The following is a 20502-nucleotide window of genomic DNA, read 5'->3' on the forward strand; positions in this document are numbered from 1 at the left end:
CACGACCGTTAAGCCCTTCATCGCCGATGGTACTTGGACCGCAGGGTCCTGGGAGAGTAGGACGTCGCCAAGCTAACTAAAGCCCGCTGTTGATCTCGAATCGACAGCGGGCTTTTTCTATGCGCAATGCCTCCGCCTCGCGGGCTAAATGCATTTCGTACATCTAATTGCAGGGATGATAACCCTAGAACACAAATTAGATGCATTTCGTGCATTTATTTCAGCCGGAATTGGACAATGAACCTAAAAGTAGCTGAAATAGATGTACATTATGCAGTAAGCATTCAGCCGACGTCCAACTGCAACACACTAGCTGCACGATATGCAGTTAGTTGAGGTACACGTACATAGGAACTGTGTCACACGGGCTAGATGCATTTTGTACATCTAATTGCACGGAGGATAGCCCTAAAACACAAATTAACTGCATTTCGGGCATTTATTTCAGCCAGAATTGAGCATTGAACTTTAAAGTAGCTGAAATAAATGTACATTATGCAGTAAGCACTCAGCCAACATACAGACACTACATACTAGCTGCACGAAATGCAGTTGGTTCAGATATACGGCACATGAAACATGCCTGATGATAACGATAGAGGAGTTCCTCAAAAGGACAGCATCGAGCGAACCCGGGCGGATGTTGGACTCGAATCGACAGGGAGTTTCCATAACTATTCACAAGTTGAGGAAGGATTCGCTATTTTTCGTAAACTTTCCACATGTGTATAACATTCTTAACAGCATATTGCCTCTTATTATTCCATGTAACCATTGAAACTTAGCAACATATCCACTCACATGTCCACTTTTTATCCACCATTTGTGGAAAGGTCTTCGATTGTTCACATTTTCCAAGAGGATATTAAGAAATATTAGAGCAATATCTAAGGCATCTGTGCATAAGTGTGTTCATAATTTGACGTGAATGAACATATGAAAGTTGAAATCCCACACTTGCTGTATGCAGCAAATGACGAATATACTCGAAATTTAAGAATACTCCCATGCATCCTTGTGACATTCCATCAGATCTCGATATCCTAGATATCGCATCGTATACCAAGCAATAACCTGTGTACTCCGACAGCATCATCGCACCCATTGACTCCATAGTGATCGCCTTGTTATTCCCTAAGAGGTAATTTCCCCGTTATTTCAGTAAGCCAGTGGCATGCAGCTCGCTCTAACCGGGATAAACCCAGTTATCACACTCGCTGACCCCATTTCCCACTCGAGATTACTCCTATAAGAGGGTTTTACCCTGTTATCTCTGAATCCTGCAATCCCAGACACACTGTAACAGGGAAATACCGTATTACCAGTATTGGTCAAACTGTGTGCACTAGCTGCATCTTAGCCAAGCTATCCATATATCCGTATATGAGTTAACATGCAGTGGAGTCACGCGTACATCCGCACATTTTACCCTTGTGATGCCCGGATCACGCGCTAGCGCAACAGTGTATAAGTTCGCTGATCCAACCAGATACACTGCATAATTAATATTGTCAAATATAATGAAATGGCATATAATATAATCAAGGTCAAAGAAAGTCAAAGTCAACGAATACTGACCTTTATCGAATAACCAGTCGATAAGATGGTTAAACCTTATATAGGTATATCTCTCTTCAGCAGGTAATGATGTGAGTAACATAGACGGGAAGGAGAGTGAACATGCGAAACATCTCCGATCTCATTGAGCAGCATCTTAAGCTGCTGCTTATGGATAGTCAAGAAGGTGCAGTTGAGATTCAACGAAACGATCTGGCGCTGCAATTCTCATGCGTACCTTCACAGATCAACTACGTGATTAATACGCGATTTACCCTTGAAAAGGGCTACTTGGTTGAGAGTAAGCGAGGCGGCGGCGGTTATGTTCGTATTCAGCGAATATCCCTTCCGGCTCAGCAAACGATTCAGACCCATGTGTGCGATACCATTGGAGACTGTATAAGTCAGGGGGCGGCAGATGGACTCATATATCGTTTGGAAGAGGCTGAGGTCATCACCTATCGAGAGGCCAATCTGCTTCGTGCGGCTATGTCTCGCGATACCCTTGCCTTGAAGCTTCCTTATCGAGATGAGATACGCGCCCGATTGCTGAAAGCGATGCTGCTAACCTTACTAGGTCAATCCAAATTATAGCTGTGTACATGGGTGGCGTCAGGTTGAAGAGTTAGTAACGGACACAGGCGTTCACAAAGCTTGAACAACAAAGCGTTCATAACGCTGGATCAGGAGGAGGAACGATTAGATGTTGTGTCAACAATGCGGTCAGAAGCCGGCTACATTGCATTTTACGAAGATTATTAACGGACAGAAGACAGAGATTCACATCTGTGAAAGCTGCGCACGTGAGAAAGGCGAACTTATCCCAGGCGCGCCTAACGGATTCTCCATTCATAATCTGTTGTCTGGCTTGCTCGATTTTGACTTAACAGGTGGAGCTGCACAGTCGAATACAACTGGACAATCGCCTGCTAAATCGCAAACGGCTCGCTGTGATAACTGCGGGATCTCGTATTCACAATTTAGTAAAATGGGACGCTTCGGGTGCGACCACTGCTATGTATCATTTGGTGAACGCTTGGATCCTTTGCTCAAACGAGTTCACGGGAACACCGTTCATGTTGGGAAGATACCAAGACGCAGCGGTGGGTTGATGAAACGTAAGCGTGAGTTGGAAGAGCTTCGACATGAGCTTCATGAAAGTATCCGGCATGAACAGTTTGAGAAGGCAGCGGAATTGAGAGACCGGATTCGCAATTTGGAGCAAGAGATGTGCTCTAAGGATACACAGGCATCCAATGAATGATCTTATGAATAGTCATTAAAGTACAATCTGCACTTGCTATTCTCATCTCTCTATTTCAGTTGATCATACATGGACTTAATCGTACAAGACGGAACTCCGTTTCATTGAAGGAGGAGGTAGCGAATGACCACATATTCTTTTATGGAACAGCCAGTAAGCGATTGGATGCGCGGAACAGGGCCAGACAGCGACATCGTCATCAGCAGCCGTATCCGCATCGCTCGCAACATACATGGGCTGCCATTTCCACTGTTGGCGACTAATCAGCAGTCTCAGGAATCGCTAATGCTATTATCGAAGGTAGGAGAGACTCCTGAGTTCAAAGAGCTGGGACATTTTCAGATGATGAGGTTGTCTGACTTAAATGATATGGAGAAGCAGGTGCTGGTTGAGAAGCATCTGATTAGCCCGAACCTGGCGAATGAGTCGCGCAACGGCGGACTGATCCTGAAGGATGATGAATCTGTCAGCATCATGATCAATGAAGAGGATCATCTGCGCATTCAATGTCTGTACCCAGGACTGCAAATTGTAGAAGCTTGGGAAGCGGCTAATGTGATTGATGATATATTTGAACAGCAGGTGGAATATGCCTTTGATGAGAAGCATGGCTATCTGACCAGTTGTCCGACAAATGTGGGTACCGGTATTCGCGCTTCGGTTATGATGCATCTGCCTGCGCTTGTGCTTACGAAGCAGATTAATCGAATCCTGCAGGCTGTATCTCAAGTCGGACTCACGGTTCGCGGTTTGTATGGAGAAGGCAGCGAAGCGATCGGCAACCTGTTTCAAATATCAAACCAGATCACACTTGGTCAAACGGAGCAGGAAATTATCGATAATTTATATGGAGTCGTGAAGCAAATTATTGAGCATGAGCGCAATGCCAGGGAACAGCTCCGTCAAGATAATATCACACGAATCACGGATAAGGTGTGCCGTTCATACGGTATTTTGAAGCATGCGGCGATTATGGAGTCTAAGGAAGCCGCGCAGCGCTTGTCCGATATTCGTTTGGGGTCAGATCTTCAGATATTGAAGGAAGTATCCCCTACGATGTTGAATGAATTAATGGTAATGAGCCAGTCTGGCTTCCTGCAGCATATTTATAATAGACAGATGAATGCGGATGAACGCGATATTTATCGTGCTCGACTCGTTCGTGAGATGTTGGGCAAGGAACGACAGAATGGTTGAGATATGATTAGTAACCATAACTAAAGCTTGTTCTTATTGAAAGATAAATTATTCATTATAAATGGAGGTGCAAGTGGATGATGTTTGGTAGATTTACAGAACGAGCACAGAAAGTGCTGGCACTGGCCCAGGAAGAAGCAGTCCGCTTGGGACATAACAATATCGGTACGGAGCATATATTGCTCGGTCTGATTCGTGAAGGTGAAGGAATTGCTGCGAAAGCGCTGGTCGCTCTGGGTTTGAGCCTCGATAAAATACAAGACGAAGTGGAATCGCTCATCGGCCGCGGTCAAGAGCAGCCTACGAATATTGCGTATACGCCGCGTGCGAAGAAAGTCATCGAGCTGTCGATGGATGAAGCGCGCAAGCTCGGTCATACTTATGTCGGTACCGAGCACATCCTGCTTGGCCTAATCCGTGAAGGTGAAGGCGTGGCTGCGCGCGTGCTTAACAATTTAGGCATCAGCTTGAACAAAGCGCGCCAGCAAGTGCTCCAGCTGCTTGGCAGCAGCGAAGCGGTGTCCAGCCATCATGGCACGCCGCAGAACGTAAGCACACCAACGTTGGATGGCTTAGCGCGTGACTTGACGGCGATCGCGAAGGAAGGCAACCTTGATCCGGTTATCGGCCGTAGCAAGGAGATCGAACGCGTGATCCAAGTTCTTAGCCGCCGTACGAAGAACAACCCTGTGTTGATCGGCGAGCCTGGGGTTGGTAAGACTGCGATCGCAGAAGGCCTGGCGCAGAAGATCATTCAGAATGAGATTCCCGAAACGTTGCGCGATAAGCGTGTAATGACGCTCGATATGGGTTCTGTCGTAGCCGGAACGAAATATCGCGGCGAATTCGAAGATCGCTTGAAAAAAATTATGGATGAGATTCGTCAAGCGGGAAATATTATATTGTTCATCGATGAGCTGCATACGTTGATCGGTGCGGGCGGCGCAGAAGGCGCGATTGATGCTTCTAACATCTTGAAGCCATCCCTTGCTCGCGGCGAACTGCAATGTATCGGTGCGACGACATTGGATGAATATCGCAAATACATCGAGAAGGATGCTGCCTTGGAGCGCCGTTTCCAGCCGATCACAGTTGATCAGCCTACTCCGGAAGAAGCGATCCAGATTCTAAAGGGATTGCGTGATCGTTACGAAGCGCATCACCGTGTGAAGATCTCGGATGAAGCGATTGAGCATGCGGTTAAGCTGTCTGATCGATATATCACAGACCGCTTTCTGCCAGATAAAGCGATCGATCTGATCGATGAAGCTGGTTCTAAGGTTCGCTTGAATTCGTATACGGTTCCGCCGAATCTGAAGGAGCTTGAGCAGCGTCTTGAAGATATCCGTAAGGAGAAGGATGCTGCCGTACAGAGCCAGGAATTCGAGAAAGCTGCTGCTCTGCGTGATACAGAGCAGAAGATGCGCGAAGAGCTTGAAACTGTGCGCAACCAATGGAAAGAGAAGCAAGGTCGTATGGACTCCGAGGTAACAACTGAGGACATCGCTCAGATCGTAGCGAACTGGACGGGAATCCCGGTTATTAAGCTGAAGGAAGAAGAAACGGAACGCTTGCTGAAGATGGAAGATATTCTGCATAAGCGCGTGATTGGTCAAGACGAGGCTGTTAAAGCAGTCAGCCGTGCAATCCGCCGCGCACGTGCAGGCCTTAAGGATCCGAAGCGTCCGATGGGCTCCTTCATCTTCCTTGGACCTACTGGTGTCGGTAAGACAGAGCTGGCCAGAGCGCTTGCCGAGTCTCTGTTCGGTGATGAGAACGCCGTAATCCGCATCGATATGTCTGAATATATGGAGAAGCATTCCACTTCACGTCTAGTTGGGGCGCCTCCAGGATATGTAGGCTATGAAGAAGGCGGACAACTGACGGAGAAAGTACGTCGCAAGCCTTATTCCGTCGTACTGTTGGATGAGATTGAGAAAGCTCACCCAGAAGTATTCAACATCCTGCTTCAAGTGCTGGAAGACGGACGCCTGACGGATTCCAAGGGACGAATTGTAGACTTCCGCAACACGTTGATCATTCTGACATCGAATGTTGGCGCTGAAGCGATTAAACGCAATACGACACTTGGCTTCACGGCAACGGAAGATTCCGGTCGTGACTATAACAACATGAAGGATAAAGTCATGGGTGAGCTGAAGAAGAGCTTCCGCCCTGAGTTCTTGAACCGGATCGACGAGATTATCGTATTCCACTCTCTTGATGAGAAGCACATCGGTGAGATTGTCAGCTTGATGGCAGACGATCTGAAGAAGCGTCTGAACGAACAGAACATTAACTTTGCGCTCACGGATAAAGCGAAGCTCTTCTTGGCTAAGGAAGGCTATGATCCAGCTTATGGAGCTCGTCCATTACGTCGCGCGATTCAGAAGCACATCGAGGATCGATTGTCCGAAGAACTCCTGAGAGGCACGATAACTAAGGGAGATTCGGTAACGATTGACGAGCAGGAAGGCCAACTGGTCGTCCTAAACAACGAAGTTAAACCTGAAGTTACAACATAATTGCTCAAATATAGCGATAATTCACGAATAACGGTCAATTCCTCATATTTAGCAGCGAAAAACGGGTCCTCTGGACCCGTTTTTTTGTCACACTTCTTTCCACCACTCTTTAAAAGTGGTAAACTTGAAATTATTGAGCTTTTAGACAGGAGTTGTTGGCTGTCATGGCCAAGGTCAAGACCAAGTTTTATTGTACAGAATGTGGATATGAATCCCCTAAATGGATGGGCAAATGCCCAGGATGCAATGAATGGAATTCGATGGTGGAAGAGCGTGAAACCGTCGTTAAGACCACCGGCGTATCCTCGACCCTCACTCAGACGAAAGAAAAGCCACAACCCATCATACATATAGAAAGTGGTCGTGAACCGCGTGTCAGCACAACGATATCCGAATTGGATCGAGTATTAGGCGGCGGAATCGTCCCAGGCTCGCTGATTCTGGTTGGCGGTGACCCTGGAATCGGAAAGTCCACGCTGCTGCTTCAAACATCGAATGCGGTCGCTGGCAGCGGCTTGAAGGTATTGTATGTATCTGGTGAGGAATCCATGCGTCAAACCAAGCTTCGAGCTGATCGGCTGGGGTCCTTGTCGGAACGATTATTCGTATTAAGTGAAACGAATTTGCAATATATTGAAGAAGCAATTGATTTGATGAAGCCGGATTTCCTTATCATTGATTCCATTCAAACGGTTTACCAGCCCTCAGTAGAATCCGCGCCAGGAAGTGTTGCGCAGGTTCGTGAATGTACGAGTGCATTTATGCGGGTTGCCAAGGGCAGAGGCATTGCCACCGTTCTTGTAGGTCATGTAACCAAAGAAGGCGCGATAGCAGGACCGCGCCTGTTGGAGCATATGGTGGATTGCGTGCTTTACTTTGAGGGTGAAAGACATCATTCGTATCGGATTCTGCGTGCAGTGAAGAACCGTTTTGGGTCTACGAACGAGATGGGGATATTCGACATGACCGAAGGCGGGCTCGTTGAGGTTAAGAATCCTTCCGAGCTGTTTCTGCAAGAACGTCCGCTTGGTGTTTCAGGTTCTATCGTTGTTGCAAGTATGGAGGGTACTCGTCCAGTACTCGTTGAGATGCAAGCCTTGGTAGCAGCGACTAACTTTCCATCGCCACGTCGAATGGCGACTGGAATCGACCATCATCGACTGGCACTCATTATCGCCGTGTTGGAGAAACGGATGGGGATGTTCCTTCAGAATCAAGATGCGTACGTGAACGTAGCGGGCGGTATCCGATTGGATGAACCTGCTGTCGATCTAGCAATAGCTGTCGCGATTGCCTCAAGCTTTCGTGATACGCCGACCCAGCCGTTTGATGTCGTCATTGGCGAAGTCGGGTTAACAGGTGAGGTTCGTGCTGTTTCACGAGCGGAACAACGAGTGAAGGAAGCGGAGAAGCTCGGATTTAAGCGAATTATTATGCCTGAGAATAGCTTGCGTGGTTGGACACAGCCTAAGCATATTGAGATCATCGGGGTGAATACCGTTGCAGAAGCATTAACTGCGGCGTTAAGTTAGGGGGCATATATAGAGAATGAAAGAGACGCAAAATAAAATAGATATCATCAACGACTTACTCAAGCTTGTTGCGCCGGGTACACCGATTCGTGAAGGACTGGAGAACGTATTGCGCGCTAAGACGGGAGCGCTGATCGTTCTGGGGTACAGCCCTGAAGTAATGGAAGTTGTAGACGGAGGCTTCTCCATTAACTGTGATTTTTCACCGAGTTACTTATATGAGCTTGCTAAGATGGACGGTGCCATCATATTGAGTGAGGATATGAAACGTATCTTGTATGCGAACACTCAGCTCATTCCTGACTCCTCCATACCGTCGATTGAAACGGGAATTAGACACCGTACAGCGGAGCGTGTGGCGAAGCAGACAGGCAAGCTCGTCGTGTCGATATCCCAGAGACGGAATGTCATCACGCTATACCAAGGAAGCCTGCGCTACTCGCTTAAAGAAATTGGTGTTATACTAACGAAGGCGAACCAAGCGATTCAGACATTGGAAAAATATAAAGTTGTTCTTGTGCAAGGGTTGACCAATTTAACCGCTTCGGAGTTCGAAGAGTTGGTAACACTGTATGATGTTGTCAATGTTATGCAACGGATTGAGATGGTGTTACGTATTAAGATGGAGATCAAGCGTTTCATCAACGAACTTGGAACCGAAGGCAGATTGATCAGCATGCAGCTAGAAGAGCTTGTGAGCAACACAGAGGACGATGCATGGCTGCTATTGAAAGATTATGCTCGTGAGAATAGCGATGAGAAGATTCGAGATATTCTTGCACAGTTGAAGAAATGTACACAAGATGAACTGCTTGACGCCCACCATCTGGTTCGTATGCTTGGATACCCGGCTACACAGGCTACTCAAGATGAACCTATCTTACCGCGAGGATATCGTGTCTTGAGCAAGATCCCGCGTTTGCCGAACGTCGTCATTCAGAACCTGGTTGACAACTTTGGCTCGCTGCCTCAAGTGATGATGGCGACGATCGAAGAGTTGGACGAAGTTGACGGAATTGGTGAAGTGCGTGCCCGCACCATCAAGGAAGGTCTGAAGCGAATCCAAGAACAGGTATTTATTGACAGACAGATTTAATCTTAGATCTTATTTACCAAATATGAAATTACAGACGTTGGGCATAGTAAATCCAGAGGTGAACCTATGATTACAAAGTCCATTCCGAGCTTGTTTACGATCGGTAACTTGTTTCTCGGAATCATTGCCATTATGCTTGCGTTTCATGATGATTATAACTTGGCAGCACTGATGGTCATTATCGCGATGCTGTTAGACGGTCTTGATGGCCGAGTGGCTCGAGCACTTAATGCGCAGAGCGAATTCGGAAAGGAATTGGATTCATTATCCGATGTTATTTCTTTCGGGGTTGCGCCAGCATTTATCATGTATGTGACAGCGCTTAGCGATGTGAACCCGCCGGCATTGGCGTGGATCGTGACTGCCATATTCCCGATATGCGGCGCATTGCGCCTTGCTCGCTTTAATGTTGTTGATGGTATCCCAGGCTATTTCGTGGGCCTTCCCATCCCGGCAGCAGGCGGTGTCGTATGTACACTAGCACTGTTCAGCGATGATATTGCGGCTCCATATCTCATTGTAGCTATGCTGCTCGTATCGTATCTGATGGTCAGCACGGTTCGTTATCCGAACTTCAAGAAGGTCGGTATCCCGAAGAAGGCGATCTGGATAACTCCATTTGTGATCGCGTTCGCCGTTGCCATCGCGCTGTGGAAGCCGGAACAGACACCTAAATTGATATTTGTGCCGCTCGTATTATACGCGCTGCTCGGCTTAAAAAAAAACGTTAGAATGCTCAACCGACGCCGTCGAAAGTCCCGCAAGGACTCTGAAGAGCTAGTATCTAAGCATTCTTCCTAAAAGTATGAAACAGGGCTGTATCCTCGTTCGAGGATACAGCCCTGTTTGTATATAGACAAGCATGCATTAATTATGACAAGTTGAAGATCCCCAGTGTAGAACACTTGCTGGATTCCTGCTCCACGACTTCATCGAGGTTAATATCCAGCAGATTGCAAAGTGCCGACATGTAGAATATATGCTTTCCCAGCTCAGTTCGAATCACATCTTTACAGTTCTCACAGAGATGTCCTTGAACATGACTCTCCAAGCTATGCTTCGCTTCTTGAAGATCCATCTCCTCTTTATATGGTTGTCGCTTCGCATGGACTTCCAAGCATCCGCATTCCGTTATAGCCTTAGTCACCGCGCGATTCACGGAAGCGTCTGACTGCCCATACTTGGACAATACGTCTAATAGACTCCGATGGCGAAGCAGTAAGTCAGCGACTTGCTCTTGAAACATTTGCAAATTTGGAGTACTCATTTCAATTCCACCTCTATTCATGTAATGGTGCGGCTTAAGGAAAGGCGCACTTAAGTGTCAGGGACATCGTGAAATATGTGCTGCTAACTTCATTATAAAACTAATAATTACCATTTATCAACAAGATTGGTTTGGAATTTATCTACAGAAACGGATTAGGACTCCAAACTGTTGGTCATAATTGTAAGGATGTGACTATGAAAATGAAGGAGGTGGAGGTTCATGTTAAAACGTACGGCAATGGCTATGTCTGGGGTCGTTGGCGCTTGGTTTGGCATGGAAATGCATAAGAATATAATCGCGAGTTCACTTACTTGGTCTGGAGCAGTAGATAGTTGGTCGTCCGGACTCGTATGGTGGGCTATAGGTGGAGGCATTCTCGGCATGATTCTATGTCAGACTTTAATGGTGCCGATGCAAAGGTTGTGGGAAGCATTTCGCAATCAAGTAGCTGAGATGTCTATGAACCAGTTAATGATTTATACGTGCGGACTTTTAATTGGACTCTGCTTTGCGGCACTGCTTGTGCCATTATTGGGCCATTTTGGAGTGGTTGGAAATGTAATTGCGGTACTTATCACGATCGGATGCGGGGTTACCGGATTACAGATGTCTCGATGGAAAGTGGATGATGTTGCCCCATGGGTTCAGTCACTGCGCACTCCATTACCTGAAGAAGTATCCGAATACCGGTTTGAGGAACATAAGATATTGGATACAAGCGTCATCATTGATGGTCGGATTGCGGATATCTGCAAAACCGGCTTTATAGAAGGTACGATTGTTATACCGGAATTCGTATTGGAGGAATTGCAGCATATTGCAGATTCGCCGGATCTTCTGAAGCGCAACCGAGGAAGACGCGGGCTCGACATTCTGAACAAGATCCAGAAGGAGCTTGAGGTCAAAGTATTGATCTACGAAGGCGATTTCGAGGAGATATCGGAAGTGGACAGTAAGCTGGTGAAGCTTGCTAAGGTGCTGAAGGGTAAAGTCGTGACGAATGACTTCAACCTGAACAAGGTATGTGAGCTTCAAGGTGTGTCAGTGCTGAACATCAACGACTTGGCTAATGCGGTTAAGCCTGTTGTGCTTCCAGGTGAAGAGATCGTTGTTCAGGTCATTAAGGACGGTAAGGAACATGGACAAGGTGTTGCTTATCTGGATGACGGGACGATGATTGTCGTTGAAGGCGGCCGTGATTATATCGGCACCACGATGGAAGTGCTCGTGACGAGCGTACTGCAGACTTCTGCGGGCCGAATGATATTTGCGAAGCCGAAACTGTTGGAAAAAGCCCAATAAACAGGTATGATGGTGATATGACCAACAGGGAGCGTTATCAGGTTCTTATACCAGTCACCTTAGGTCACATATTACTAACTGGGGAAACTGGGGGAAAGAGCAATGAATCAACGTTTCGGGGTTGTCGTAGTAGCGGCTGGGAAAGGCACGCGCATGGGCACGCCGGAGAGCAAACAGTTTCTGCTGCTGCAGGACAAGCCTGTACTGGTACATACACTGGAACGATTCGAGCGAATGGAGCAATGTGAGACGATTGTACTCGTGACATCGTCGCACGATGTAGCGCGCTGCGAGTCATGGGCAGAGCAATATGGCCTGGCGAAGGTGCGCGATATTGTCGCTGGCGGCAAGGAACGCCAGGATTCAGTATATGAAGGATTAACGGCGGCACAGAAGCGTGGTGTCGAGGTTGTGCTTATACATGACGGTGTCCGTCCGTTCGTGACGGAGACCGACGTGCTCGCCTGCTGCGATGCAGCCGTACAGCATCGGGCAGCCGTGCTTGCTGTGCCGGTTAAGGATACGATCAAGCAAGTGAATGCAGAGGGCGTCATCGTAGCGACGCCGGATCGAAGCAGTCTGTGGGCGATTCAGACCCCACAGGCTTTTCGTCTTGATGACGTCATGAGAGCGCATGATGCGGCTCGTGAAGCGGGATGGCTTGGTACGGATGATGCGATGCTCGTTGAACGAATCGGAATCGAAGTTCATATCGTCGAAGGAAGCTACACGAATATCAAGCTGACCACGCCAGAGGATCTGCTCTGGGCGGAGTGGTGGCTAACACGTCAGAGTGAAGATGAATAATAGGATATCCTAATATGGGGGAGGACTTATAATATGATTCGAGTGGGGACAGGCTTTGATGTGCATCAACTGGTGGAAGGAAGACCATGTATCATCGGCGGCGTTACGATTCCGTATGAGAAAGGCTTGCTTGGTCACTCCGATGCGGACGTTTTGCTGCATACGGTTAGCGACGCCGTATTAGGAGCGCTTGGATTAGGGGATATCGGCAAGCATTTTCCAGATACAGATCCAGCGTTTAAGGATGCCGACAGCGTAAAGCTGATGGAGCATGTATGGGCGCTTGCGAAGGAACGCGGCTATAAGCTCGGCAATGTGGATTGCACGATCATTGCGCAGCAGCCGAAGATGCTGCCATATATTCCGGCGATGATGGAAGTAATCGCTCGTGTGCTGGAGGCAGACGTCTCGCAGGTGAATGTTAAAGCGACGACGACGGAGAAGCTCGGCTTCACAGGAAGAGGCGAAGGTATTGCGGCACAAGCTGTTGTCTGCTTAATTCGCGATATGATATGATTATGGGATTAAGATAGCTGGCCGAAATGGCTGCTGATGCTGGGATTTAGCATAGTACAGAGGGGATGTAACCATGAGTAAAGAAGTCCGAGTACGGTATGCGCCAAGTCCAACAGGACATTTACATATCGGAAACGCGCGTACTGCGCTGTTCAACTATTTGTTTGCAAGACACCACGGTGGAAAGTTCATCGTTCGCATTGAAGATACAGACGTAAAGCGCAATGTGGCAGGCGGAGAAGAGAGCCAGTTCAAGTATATGAAATGGCTTGGCATAGATTGGGATGAAAGCATCGATGTGGGCGGCGAGTATGGCCCATATCGTCAGACGGAGCGTCTGGATATTTACATGCAGCATGCGCAGGATCTGATGGATCGCGGACTGGCTTACCGCTGCTATTGTACGGAAGATGAGCTTGCGAAAGAACGCGAAGCTCAGGTGGAGCGCGGTGAAACACCTAAGTATTCAGGAACTTGCCGTCATCTGACGCCAGAGCAGCAGGCCGCTAAGGAAGCGGAAGGTCGTCAGTCGAGCATTCGTTTTGTTGTGCCGGAAGGACGCTCGTACACGTTCAATGACATGGTCAAAGGTGATATTACCTTTGAATCCGATACAACTGGAGACTGGGTCATCATCAAGAAGGACGGCATCGCAACGTATAACTTTGCGGTTGTTATTGATGACTACCTGATGAAGATGTCACATGTACTGCGCGGTGAGGACCATATCACAAACACGCTGCGTCAGCTGATGATCTATGAAGCATTCGGCTGGGAGCCGCCGATATTCGGTCATATGACGCTTATCGTGAATGAGACTCGCAAGAAGCTGAGCAAGCGCGATGAATCGATCATTCAATTCATCGAGCAGTATGATCAGCTTGGCTATCTGCCGGAAGCAATGTGCAACTTCATCGCCCTGCTTGGCTGGTCGCCGGAAGGTGAGGAAGAGATGTTCTCGCGCGAAGAACTGATCAAGATCTTCGATGCGAATCGTCTTTCGAAGAGTCCTGCAGTGTTTGACACGAATAAGCTGACTCATCTGAATAACTTATACATGAAGAAGAGTGATCCTGATCGCATCGCTGCTATGGCGATTCCGCATCTGCAGAAGGCTGGCCGCTTGCCAGAGACGATGACGCCAGAGCAAGAGGCTTGGGCTAACTCGCTCGTAAAGCTGTATCAGGAGCAGATGAACTGCGCGTCAGATATTGTTGAGCTGTCAGATCTGTTCTTCCGTGACGAGATGGAACTAGATGAGGAAGCTGCGGCTGTGCTGGCTGAGCCGCAAGTGCCGCAGGTGCTAGCTGCCTTGCATGCGAAGCTGGAAGCGGCATCGGCATGGGATGCCGATACGATGAAGGCGGTATTGAAGGAAGTGCAGAAGGAAACAGGAGCGAAGGGCAAAGGCTTGTTCATGCCGGTTCGCGTGGCTGTATCCGGACAGATGCACGGTCGCGACCTGAATGAAACTATCGTGCTTCTTGGCCGCGAGACTGTTCTGAAGCGCTTGAAAGAGCGCGCATAGACGTATAGCATACGAATGATTGGCTATCTTTGCGATGTATGCGAAGCGCCATTGTCAATCATGGGGAATTTAAAGTATACTGGTCACAGAGTCCATGTGAGTGGTAAGACTGGAATCAATTAGCAAGCAGCGTTGGATATATAGTTAAGCGCGTTGAACGGGAGAGCGTCCCGCAATGGAGGAAGTCCAGAGAGAACGGCGGTGGAGAGCGAGTGGATCGGCTTTCCCTGGCTGAGAGCCGTTTCTTCCTCCGCGGAGCGTACTGCGCCCGGAAGCATCATCCTTGAGCGTTGACCCTGTGCAACAGGGGAAGCGGGTAGGGGATGACGAGTCGTCCCCGTTACAGGACTTTAGAGTGGGATAAGCGAACCATCTATTGCGGACTTAGACGATTGCAGATCGTTGAGCTTGCAATAGAGTGCTTATTCAAGCAGAGTGGGACCGCGCAAGGCGTCTCTGCAGCATAGGCTGCGGGGGCGTCTTTTTTGCGGATTGGGCTTGAAGTGTAGCTGCGAGTTAACGGGGAATAACCCCGTTAGGGAGCTCGAAGCGAGCCTGTGGAAGCGGGATAACGGGGTGAAACCGTGTTACAGAGGCGAAGCGGCATGCGACCATAGCCGCGCGGGTAAGTTAACGGGGAATAACCCCGTTAGGGAATTCGAAGCGAGCCTGCGGAAGCGGGATAACGGGGTGAAACCGTGTTACAGAAGCACAGCAGCGTGCGAACATAGTCCCGCTGGTGAGTTATAGATGGAAACCGAGTTTTCAGGGAGGGACAAATTCATGGGACGTATACTTCAACAGATGCGATCCGATATTCGTACAGTATTTGAAAATGACCCTGCTGCAAGAAGTCGGTTCGAGGTCGTATTTACCTATTCAGGGCTTCATGCGATCTGGTGGCATCGAGTCGCGCATTGGTTCTACAAGCGCAAATGGTATGCTACAGCCCGCACCCTCTCCCAAGTCAGCCGGTTCTTCACCGGCATCGAGATTCACCCTGGCGCTAAGATCGGTCAGAGGTTGTTCATTGACCATGGCATGGGAGTCGTGATTGGTGAAACCTGTGAAATAGGAGACGATGTGGTCATCTATCAAGGTGTAACTCTTGGAGGAACAGGCAAAGAGAAAGGGAAGCGCCATCCGTCGATCGGCAACAATGTCGTCATCGCCTCTGGTGCAAAGATACTGGGATCCTTTAAGGTTGGGGATAACTCCAACATCGGGGCCAATTCAGTCGTGCTGCGCGAAGTGCCGGCCAACTGTACAGTGGTAGGTATTCCAGGGCGTATCGTGAAGCAGGACGGTGTCAGAGTCGATCGCCTTAATCATGCTCAGCTTCCCGACCCAGTCGTTGATATGCTGCGAACGCTTCATGGCGAGCTTGATAGGCTTCGTTCTGAGGTGGATTCGTTGAAGCGGGTTGAACCGAAAGACGAGGCTTCTAAGGACAATTGTCCCGTCGGTTAAGGAGATTTCGCAGCAAGCGATGTTCTAGCCTACTCAAACGATAAATAAACACATTTATAAAATATAAGGAGGTACAATCTGAATGACACTTCATATTTACAACACAATGACTCGTGAGAAAGAGAGCTTTACCCCGCAAAAGCCCGGTGAGGTTAAGATGTATGTTTGCGGTCCGACCGTATATGGATATATGCATATCGGAAATGCGCGTCCAGCGATCTTTTTTGATGTAGTTAGACGTTATCTGGAAGCGATAGGTAATGATGTGCAGTACATTATGAACTTTACCGACGTGGATGACAGATTGATCAATAAGGCGCGCGAAATGAATGTGACAGTGCCGGAAGTTGCAGATATGTTCGTGGATGCTTATTATGCCGACTGCGACGGTCTTGGTGTACGCCGTGCGACGATTAACCCGCGCGTAACGGACAATATGGCTGAAATCATTCAGTTTATCGCTGCACTCGTGGAGCGGGATATTGCCTATGAGTCAGGCGGAGATGTGTTCTTCCGTACAGGTAAATTCGAGGATTACGGCAAGCTGTCCCATCAGAATCTGGAGGAGCTGCAGTTCGGTATTCGTATTGAAGTGGATGCGCGCAAGGAATCCGCAGAAGACTTCGTCCTCTGGAAAGCCGCGAAGCCAGGTGAGATCGCTTGGCCGAGCCCGTGGGGCGAAGGCCGCCCAGGCTGGCATATCGAATGCTCCGCGATGGCGCGCAAATATCTTGGCGATACGCTCGACATTCACGGCGGCGGTCAGGACCTGACCTTCCCGCACCATGAGTGCGAGGTAGCACAGTCTGAATCGGTTACAGGCAAACCATTTACGAACTATTGGATGCATAACGGGTATATTAATATTAACAATGAGAAAATGTCGAAATCACTCGGCAATGGTGTGCTTGTGAAAGACCTGCGCGAACAGTATGATCCGAGTGCGATCCGTTATTTCATGCTTTCTACACATTATCGAAATTCCATGAACTTCAGCGCTGAATCGATGCAGCAGGCGATGAACTCGGTGGAGCGCTTGCGTAACGCGTTGAACAATGTGATGTACGGTTTGTCCTCACTTGGTGTTGATGCGGAACAGGCGCTTGCCCAGCCTGAAGTACATGGAGAACCGTCCGAAGCTCTTCAATCGAAGCTCGCTTCGATCATGGAGCTGTTCGATGCGAAGATGCAGGATGACTTTAATACCGCAGATGCGATTACGGCGATGTTCGAGTGGGCGACAGAAGCTAACGTGTACCTGCAGCAAAATGGCGCATCCAATCAACTGCAGACTGCTGATCTGATCGCGCTGCTGGATGCGTTTGAAGCGATGAACGATATTTTAGGCATCGTCCTTCCGCAAGAAGAAGAACTCCTTGATGAAGAGATCGATCAATTGATTCAGGAGCGAACCGATGCTCGCAAGGCAAAAAATTGGGCTCGCGCCGATGAAATCCGTGAACTCTTGACAGCCAAAGGCATCGTGCTTGAGGATACCGCACAAGGTGTGCGTTGGAAGCGTGGATAATATATTTAGGAATATAAGCAGCGAGGGGAGTGAAAGCAGAGCACACATGGAAGAATCTATGGAACTGTCGTTAGATCATGAGACCAACTGGCTGTTTGACTTCGCCCCTGCCAAAGGGGCGAAGCAATTGAATCCGATCGTACTGGCCTATATCGGAGACGCTGTGTATGAGATGGCGATCCGACAGTATGTCATATCGCACCCCAATCATCGTCCGCATCATATGCATAAGGAATCTATTAAATATGTTTCGGCTAAGGCACAGGCTGCATTTCTATTCAAGCTGACGCCGCTCTTGAGCGAAGAGGAAGCGGACGTTGTGCGGCAAGGCCGGAATGCGAAGTCTACCGTGCCGAAGAGCGCGAATGTGAATGAATATCGTCAAGCCACGGCGCTTGAAGCGCTGTTTGGGTATTTATATTATGAAAAACGTATCGGACGTCTGCGTGAGCTCGTCCATGCGATGTTGGACAAGCCGAGTGAGCCAGGCGAATAGGATGGTTAGTTGGAGTTGGGCCGATAAACATTTGAAGGAGGATATAACTTGAGTACAACAGAAGAAATAATTGCTGGAAAGCACTCCGTCATGGAGGCGCTTCGTTCTGGCCGTACCATCAACAAGATCTGGATCGCCGAGCAGGCGCAGAAGCATCTAACACAACCCATTATCGCTGAAGCGAAGAAAGCGGGAATTATCGTCCAGGCGGCGGACAAGCGCAAGCTGGATCAGATGGCTGAAGGCGTTCAGCATCAAGGAGTTGTAGCGCAAGTTTCCGCTTATGACTATGTGGAAGTGGATGATATTCTGGCGCGCGCGGAAGCGCGAGGAGAGAAGCCGTTTCTGCTTCTGCTCGACGAGATTGAAGATCCGCACAATCTGGGCTCTATACTGCGAACAGCGGACTGCACAGGCGTGCACGGTATTGTCATTCCGAAGCGCCGTTCCGTAGGTCTAACAGCTACGGTATCTAAGATCTCAGCAGGCGCGGTTGAATACGTTCCAGTAGCTCGGGTGACGAATCTGGCACAGACGATTGAAGAATTAAAAGAGCGCGGTATATGGATCGTCGGTACAGATGTGAGTGCGTCTGAAGATATATACGATACGAATGTGTTCGATGCTCCGGTTGCGCTTGTAATTGGAAATGAAGGTAAAGGTATGGGCCGACTTATTCGCGAGTCATGCGATGTCTTGCTGAAGCTGCCTATGGCAGGTCAAATTAACTCATTAAACGCGTCGGTGGCTGCAGGGATATTCATGTATGAGGTCGTTCGCCGGCGTCGCGGCTGACGCCTATGAAGCCGCATACGGACTGGCGGGATGTTCTGCTGGTAGACGGTTACAACATGATAGGGGCCTGGCCCGAACTGAAGCAGTTGTCGGACAAGCAGTTCGAGGCAGCTCGCGATAAGCTGTTGGATATGCTCGCTGATTATCAAGCTTATTCTGGGCGCAGGGTTATCGTCGTATTTGATGCGTACCGAGTCCCCGGTCTTGGCATGACCTATAAGAAGAGTGATGTGACCGTTACTTTTACGAAGGAAAAGGAGACTGCGGATGAATGCATCGAGCGTTTGGCTCGAGAATTGAAGCAGCGGCGAAGGCAAATCTACGTGGCTACATCGGATATGACCGAACAGAACGTAGTATTCGCCCAAGGAGCGCTTCGCATTTCAGCTAGTGAACTGCGGCTCATAATCGTTCAGGCGAAGCACGAAGTGAAGGAAAAGATCAAGGAACAGCAGATCCTTCCTATTAAACGCAATCCAATCGAGGGGAAATTAAGCCTTGATGTCATGCTTCGTCTAGAACGTTTGCGCAGGGGAGAAATAGACGATTCATCGCCCAAATAACTTACGCATATTTCCATAATCATATAGTCTTTCAAGTAACGTTTTCGTTGCCGGAGGGAGCTAATGTGCCATTTTTCCCGTGATATCAAGCATTCCCGCGGTTGACGATGTCAGAATACTTCATATATACTGAATCTATTATTGTGCGTAATTATCGTGTAACGGAAGGATTGCGTTGCAGGCCGGAGGGATTGCTAGTGATTGTGGACCTCGAAGAAATAGGCACGTTCCCATATGAGAGATTTAGCGATGAGCAGCTTGTTGAAGCGGTCCGCGATGGTGATGGCGATGCATTGGAATATTTGATTAATAAGTATCGCAACTTCGTTCGAGCTAAAGCGCGCTCATACTTTCTGATCGGCGCTGATCGAGAGGATATCGTTCAAGAGGGTATGATTGGGTTATACAAGGCCATTCGTGACTTTAAGGGAGACAAGCTCGCATCTTTCAAAGCATTTGCAGAGCTATGCATTACACGCCAGATCATTACTGCGATTAAGACCGCTACTCGCCAGAAGCATATTCCTCTGAACTCCTACGTATCATTGGACAAGCCGATCTATGATGAAGAATCCGACCGCACTTTGCTGGATATTATAGGAGGCTCTCGCGTATCCGATCCCGAAGAACTCATTATCAACCAAGAAGAATTCATAGGTCTCGAAGACAAGATGTCTGAGATTCTGAGTGAACTAGAGCGAAAAGTGCTGATGCTCTACTTGGACGGACGTTCGTATCAGGAAATCGCAGTGGACTTGGATCGCCACGTTAAGTCTATTGATAATGCGTTGCAGCGTGTAAAGCGCAAGCTGGAGAATTATCTGGAAGATCGTGATAGCGGGCATCAGGCATAGTTTTAGAGAATGACTAGTCTAACCGTAATCGGACGCTCGCGCGTGCGGTTGCGGTTTTTTTATGATAATAGGGTGGTAGAAGTAGCGCACAATGTGTTCCTCCTATTACGTTTAACTAAAGAAGGATTGATCTATACTACTATTAGGTGATTTAGCGATCATTTCCTTTGTCAACCGGCTGTCAGATGTGATAGAGTGTATG

Annotated in this window: 18 protein-coding genes; 17 read left to right on the plus strand and 1 reads right to left on the minus strand. The window is 48.4% G+C overall.

Annotated elements, in window-relative coordinates; translation table 11 throughout:
• Positions 1-1680 precede the first annotated feature (1680 nt).
• From ACXX53_RS21950 to pssA, 7 genes are all read left to right on the plus strand, one after another.
• Positions 1681-2151 (plus strand): CtsR family transcriptional regulator, encoded by a 471-nt coding sequence (locus tag ACXX53_RS21950; protein WP_458570832.1) that lies wholly within the window; start codon positions 1681-1683, stop codon positions 2149-2151.
• Positions 2152-2260: 109 nt separating this feature from the next.
• Entirely contained in the window at positions 2261-2821 is a 561-nt protein-coding gene (locus ACXX53_RS21955; protein WP_458570833.1) for a UvrB/UvrC motif-containing protein, read from the plus strand.
• Between the two features lie 123 nt (positions 2822-2944).
• Positions 2945-4018, plus strand: coding sequence for a protein arginine kinase (locus ACXX53_RS21960; protein ID WP_458570834.1), 1074 nt, complete (start codon positions 2945-2947; stop codon positions 4016-4018).
• 77 nt (positions 4019-4095) lie between these two features.
• Entirely contained in the window at positions 4096-6543 is a 2448-nt protein-coding gene (gene clpC, locus ACXX53_RS21965; RefSeq protein WP_458570835.1) for an ATP-dependent protease ATP-binding subunit ClpC, read from the plus strand.
• Positions 6544-6707: 164 nt separating this feature from the next.
• Complete coding sequence (gene radA / locus ACXX53_RS21970) at positions 6708-8075, plus strand: DNA repair protein RadA (protein ID WP_458570836.1); 1368 nt, start codon at positions 6708-6710, stop codon at positions 8073-8075.
• Positions 8076-8091: 16 nt separating this feature from the next.
• Positions 8092-9171 carry a DNA integrity scanning diadenylate cyclase DisA gene (gene disA / locus ACXX53_RS21975; RefSeq protein ID WP_458570837.1) on the plus strand — a complete coding sequence of 360 codons (1080 nt, stop codon included), beginning with the start codon at positions 8092-8094 and terminating at the stop codon, positions 9169-9171.
• A gap of 66 nt (positions 9172-9237) precedes the next feature.
• Complete coding sequence (gene pssA, locus ACXX53_RS21980; protein WP_458570838.1) at positions 9238-9972, plus strand: CDP-diacylglycerol--serine O-phosphatidyltransferase; 735 nt, start codon at positions 9238-9240, stop codon at positions 9970-9972.
• A gap of 70 nt (positions 9973-10042) precedes the next feature.
• Here the strand turns inward: pssA and ACXX53_RS21985 are convergent, their stop codons facing one another.
• On the minus strand, positions 10043-10438 hold the full coding sequence (locus ACXX53_RS21985) for a DUF1573 domain-containing protein (RefSeq protein WP_458570839.1): 396 nt from the start codon (positions 10436-10438) through the stop codon (positions 10043-10045).
• A gap of 222 nt (positions 10439-10660) precedes the next feature.
• On the opposite strand from ACXX53_RS21985, the gene ACXX53_RS21990 reads away from it, so the two are divergent.
• The 10 genes from ACXX53_RS21990 (at position 10661) to sigH (ending at position 20300) form a co-directional block, all read left to right on the plus strand.
• Entirely contained in the window at positions 10661-11743 is a 1083-nt protein-coding gene (locus ACXX53_RS21990; RefSeq protein WP_458570840.1) for a PIN domain-containing protein, read from the plus strand.
• Between the two features lie 102 nt (positions 11744-11845).
• Positions 11846-12550, plus strand: a complete 705-nt coding sequence (gene ispD, locus ACXX53_RS21995; RefSeq protein ID WP_458570841.1) for a 2-C-methyl-D-erythritol 4-phosphate cytidylyltransferase — start codon at positions 11846-11848, stop codon at positions 12548-12550.
• 33 nt (positions 12551-12583) lie between these two features.
• On the plus strand, positions 12584-13066 hold the full coding sequence (gene ispF / locus ACXX53_RS22000; RefSeq protein WP_458570842.1) for a 2-C-methyl-D-erythritol 2,4-cyclodiphosphate synthase: 483 nt from the start codon (positions 12584-12586) through the stop codon (positions 13064-13066).
• 73 nt (positions 13067-13139) lie between these two features.
• The gene (gene gltX, locus ACXX53_RS22005) at positions 13140-14594 is read left to right on the plus strand and encodes a glutamate--tRNA ligase (RefSeq protein ID WP_458570843.1); all 1455 of its coding nucleotides are present in this window, start codon (positions 13140-13142) and stop codon (positions 14592-14594) included.
• A 783-nt stretch (positions 14595-15377) separates the two neighbouring features.
• On the plus strand, positions 15378-16064 hold the full coding sequence (gene cysE / locus ACXX53_RS22010) for a serine O-acetyltransferase (protein WP_458570844.1): 687 nt from the start codon (positions 15378-15380) through the stop codon (positions 16062-16064).
• A gap of 82 nt (positions 16065-16146) precedes the next feature.
• Positions 16147-17592 carry a cysteine--tRNA ligase gene (gene cysS, locus ACXX53_RS22015; protein ID WP_458570845.1) on the plus strand — a complete coding sequence of 482 codons (1446 nt, stop codon included), beginning with the start codon at positions 16147-16149 and terminating at the stop codon, positions 17590-17592.
• 58 nt (positions 17593-17650) lie between these two features.
• Positions 17651-18088 (plus strand): Mini-ribonuclease 3, encoded by a 438-nt coding sequence (locus tag ACXX53_RS22020; RefSeq protein ID WP_458570846.1) that lies wholly within the window; start codon positions 17651-17653, stop codon positions 18086-18088.
• A 48-nt stretch (positions 18089-18136) separates the two neighbouring features.
• A complete protein-coding gene (gene rlmB, locus ACXX53_RS22025) occupies positions 18137-18883 on the plus strand; it encodes a 23S rRNA (guanosine(2251)-2'-O)-methyltransferase RlmB (RefSeq protein ID WP_458570847.1) in 747 nt (248 codons plus the stop codon).
• Between the two features lie 5 nt (positions 18884-18888).
• Entirely contained in the window at positions 18889-19446 is a 558-nt protein-coding gene (locus ACXX53_RS22030) for an NYN domain-containing protein (protein WP_458570848.1), read from the plus strand.
• A 197-nt stretch (positions 19447-19643) separates the two neighbouring features.
• Complete coding sequence (sigH, locus tag ACXX53_RS22035) at positions 19644-20300, plus strand: RNA polymerase sporulation sigma factor SigH (RefSeq protein WP_458570849.1); 657 nt, start codon at positions 19644-19646, stop codon at positions 20298-20300.
• The last annotated feature ends 202 nt before the right edge of the window (positions 20301-20502 follow it).

The organism is Paenibacillus marinisediminis (genome assembly GCF_054343325.1).

Coding starts and splice junctions, on each gene's coding strand:
- ACXX53_RS21950 (WP_458570832.1), top strand. CDS start 1,681: ATGCGAAACATCTCCGATCTCATTGAGCAGCATCTTAAGCTGCTGCTT.
- ACXX53_RS21955 (WP_458570833.1), top strand. CDS start 2,261: ATGTTGTGTCAACAATGCGGTCAGAAGCCGGCTACATTGCATTTTACG.
- ACXX53_RS21960 (WP_458570834.1), top strand. CDS start 2,945: ATGACCACATATTCTTTTATGGAACAGCCAGTAAGCGATTGGATGCGC.
- clpC (WP_458570835.1), top strand. CDS start 4,096: ATGATGTTTGGTAGATTTACAGAACGAGCACAGAAAGTGCTGGCACTG.
- radA (WP_458570836.1), top strand. CDS start 6,708: ATGGCCAAGGTCAAGACCAAGTTTTATTGTACAGAATGTGGATATGAA.
- disA (WP_458570837.1), top strand. CDS start 8,092: ATGAAAGAGACGCAAAATAAAATAGATATCATCAACGACTTACTCAAG.
- pssA (WP_458570838.1), top strand. CDS start 9,238: ATGATTACAAAGTCCATTCCGAGCTTGTTTACGATCGGTAACTTGTTT.
- ACXX53_RS21985 (WP_458570839.1), bottom strand. CDS start 10,438: ATGAGTACTCCAAATTTGCAAATGTTTCAAGAGCAAGTCGCTGACTTA.
- ACXX53_RS21990 (WP_458570840.1), top strand. CDS start 10,661: ATGTTAAAACGTACGGCAATGGCTATGTCTGGGGTCGTTGGCGCTTGG.
- ispD (WP_458570841.1), top strand. CDS start 11,846: ATGAATCAACGTTTCGGGGTTGTCGTAGTAGCGGCTGGGAAAGGCACG.
- ispF (WP_458570842.1), top strand. CDS start 12,584: ATGATTCGAGTGGGGACAGGCTTTGATGTGCATCAACTGGTGGAAGGA.
- gltX (WP_458570843.1), top strand. CDS start 13,140: ATGAGTAAAGAAGTCCGAGTACGGTATGCGCCAAGTCCAACAGGACAT.
- cysE (WP_458570844.1), top strand. CDS start 15,378: ATGGGACGTATACTTCAACAGATGCGATCCGATATTCGTACAGTATTT.
- cysS (WP_458570845.1), top strand. CDS start 16,147: ATGACACTTCATATTTACAACACAATGACTCGTGAGAAAGAGAGCTTT.
- ACXX53_RS22020 (WP_458570846.1), top strand. CDS start 17,651: ATGGAACTGTCGTTAGATCATGAGACCAACTGGCTGTTTGACTTCGCC.
- ACXX53_RS22030 (WP_458570848.1), top strand. CDS start 18,889: ATGAAGCCGCATACGGACTGGCGGGATGTTCTGCTGGTAGACGGTTAC.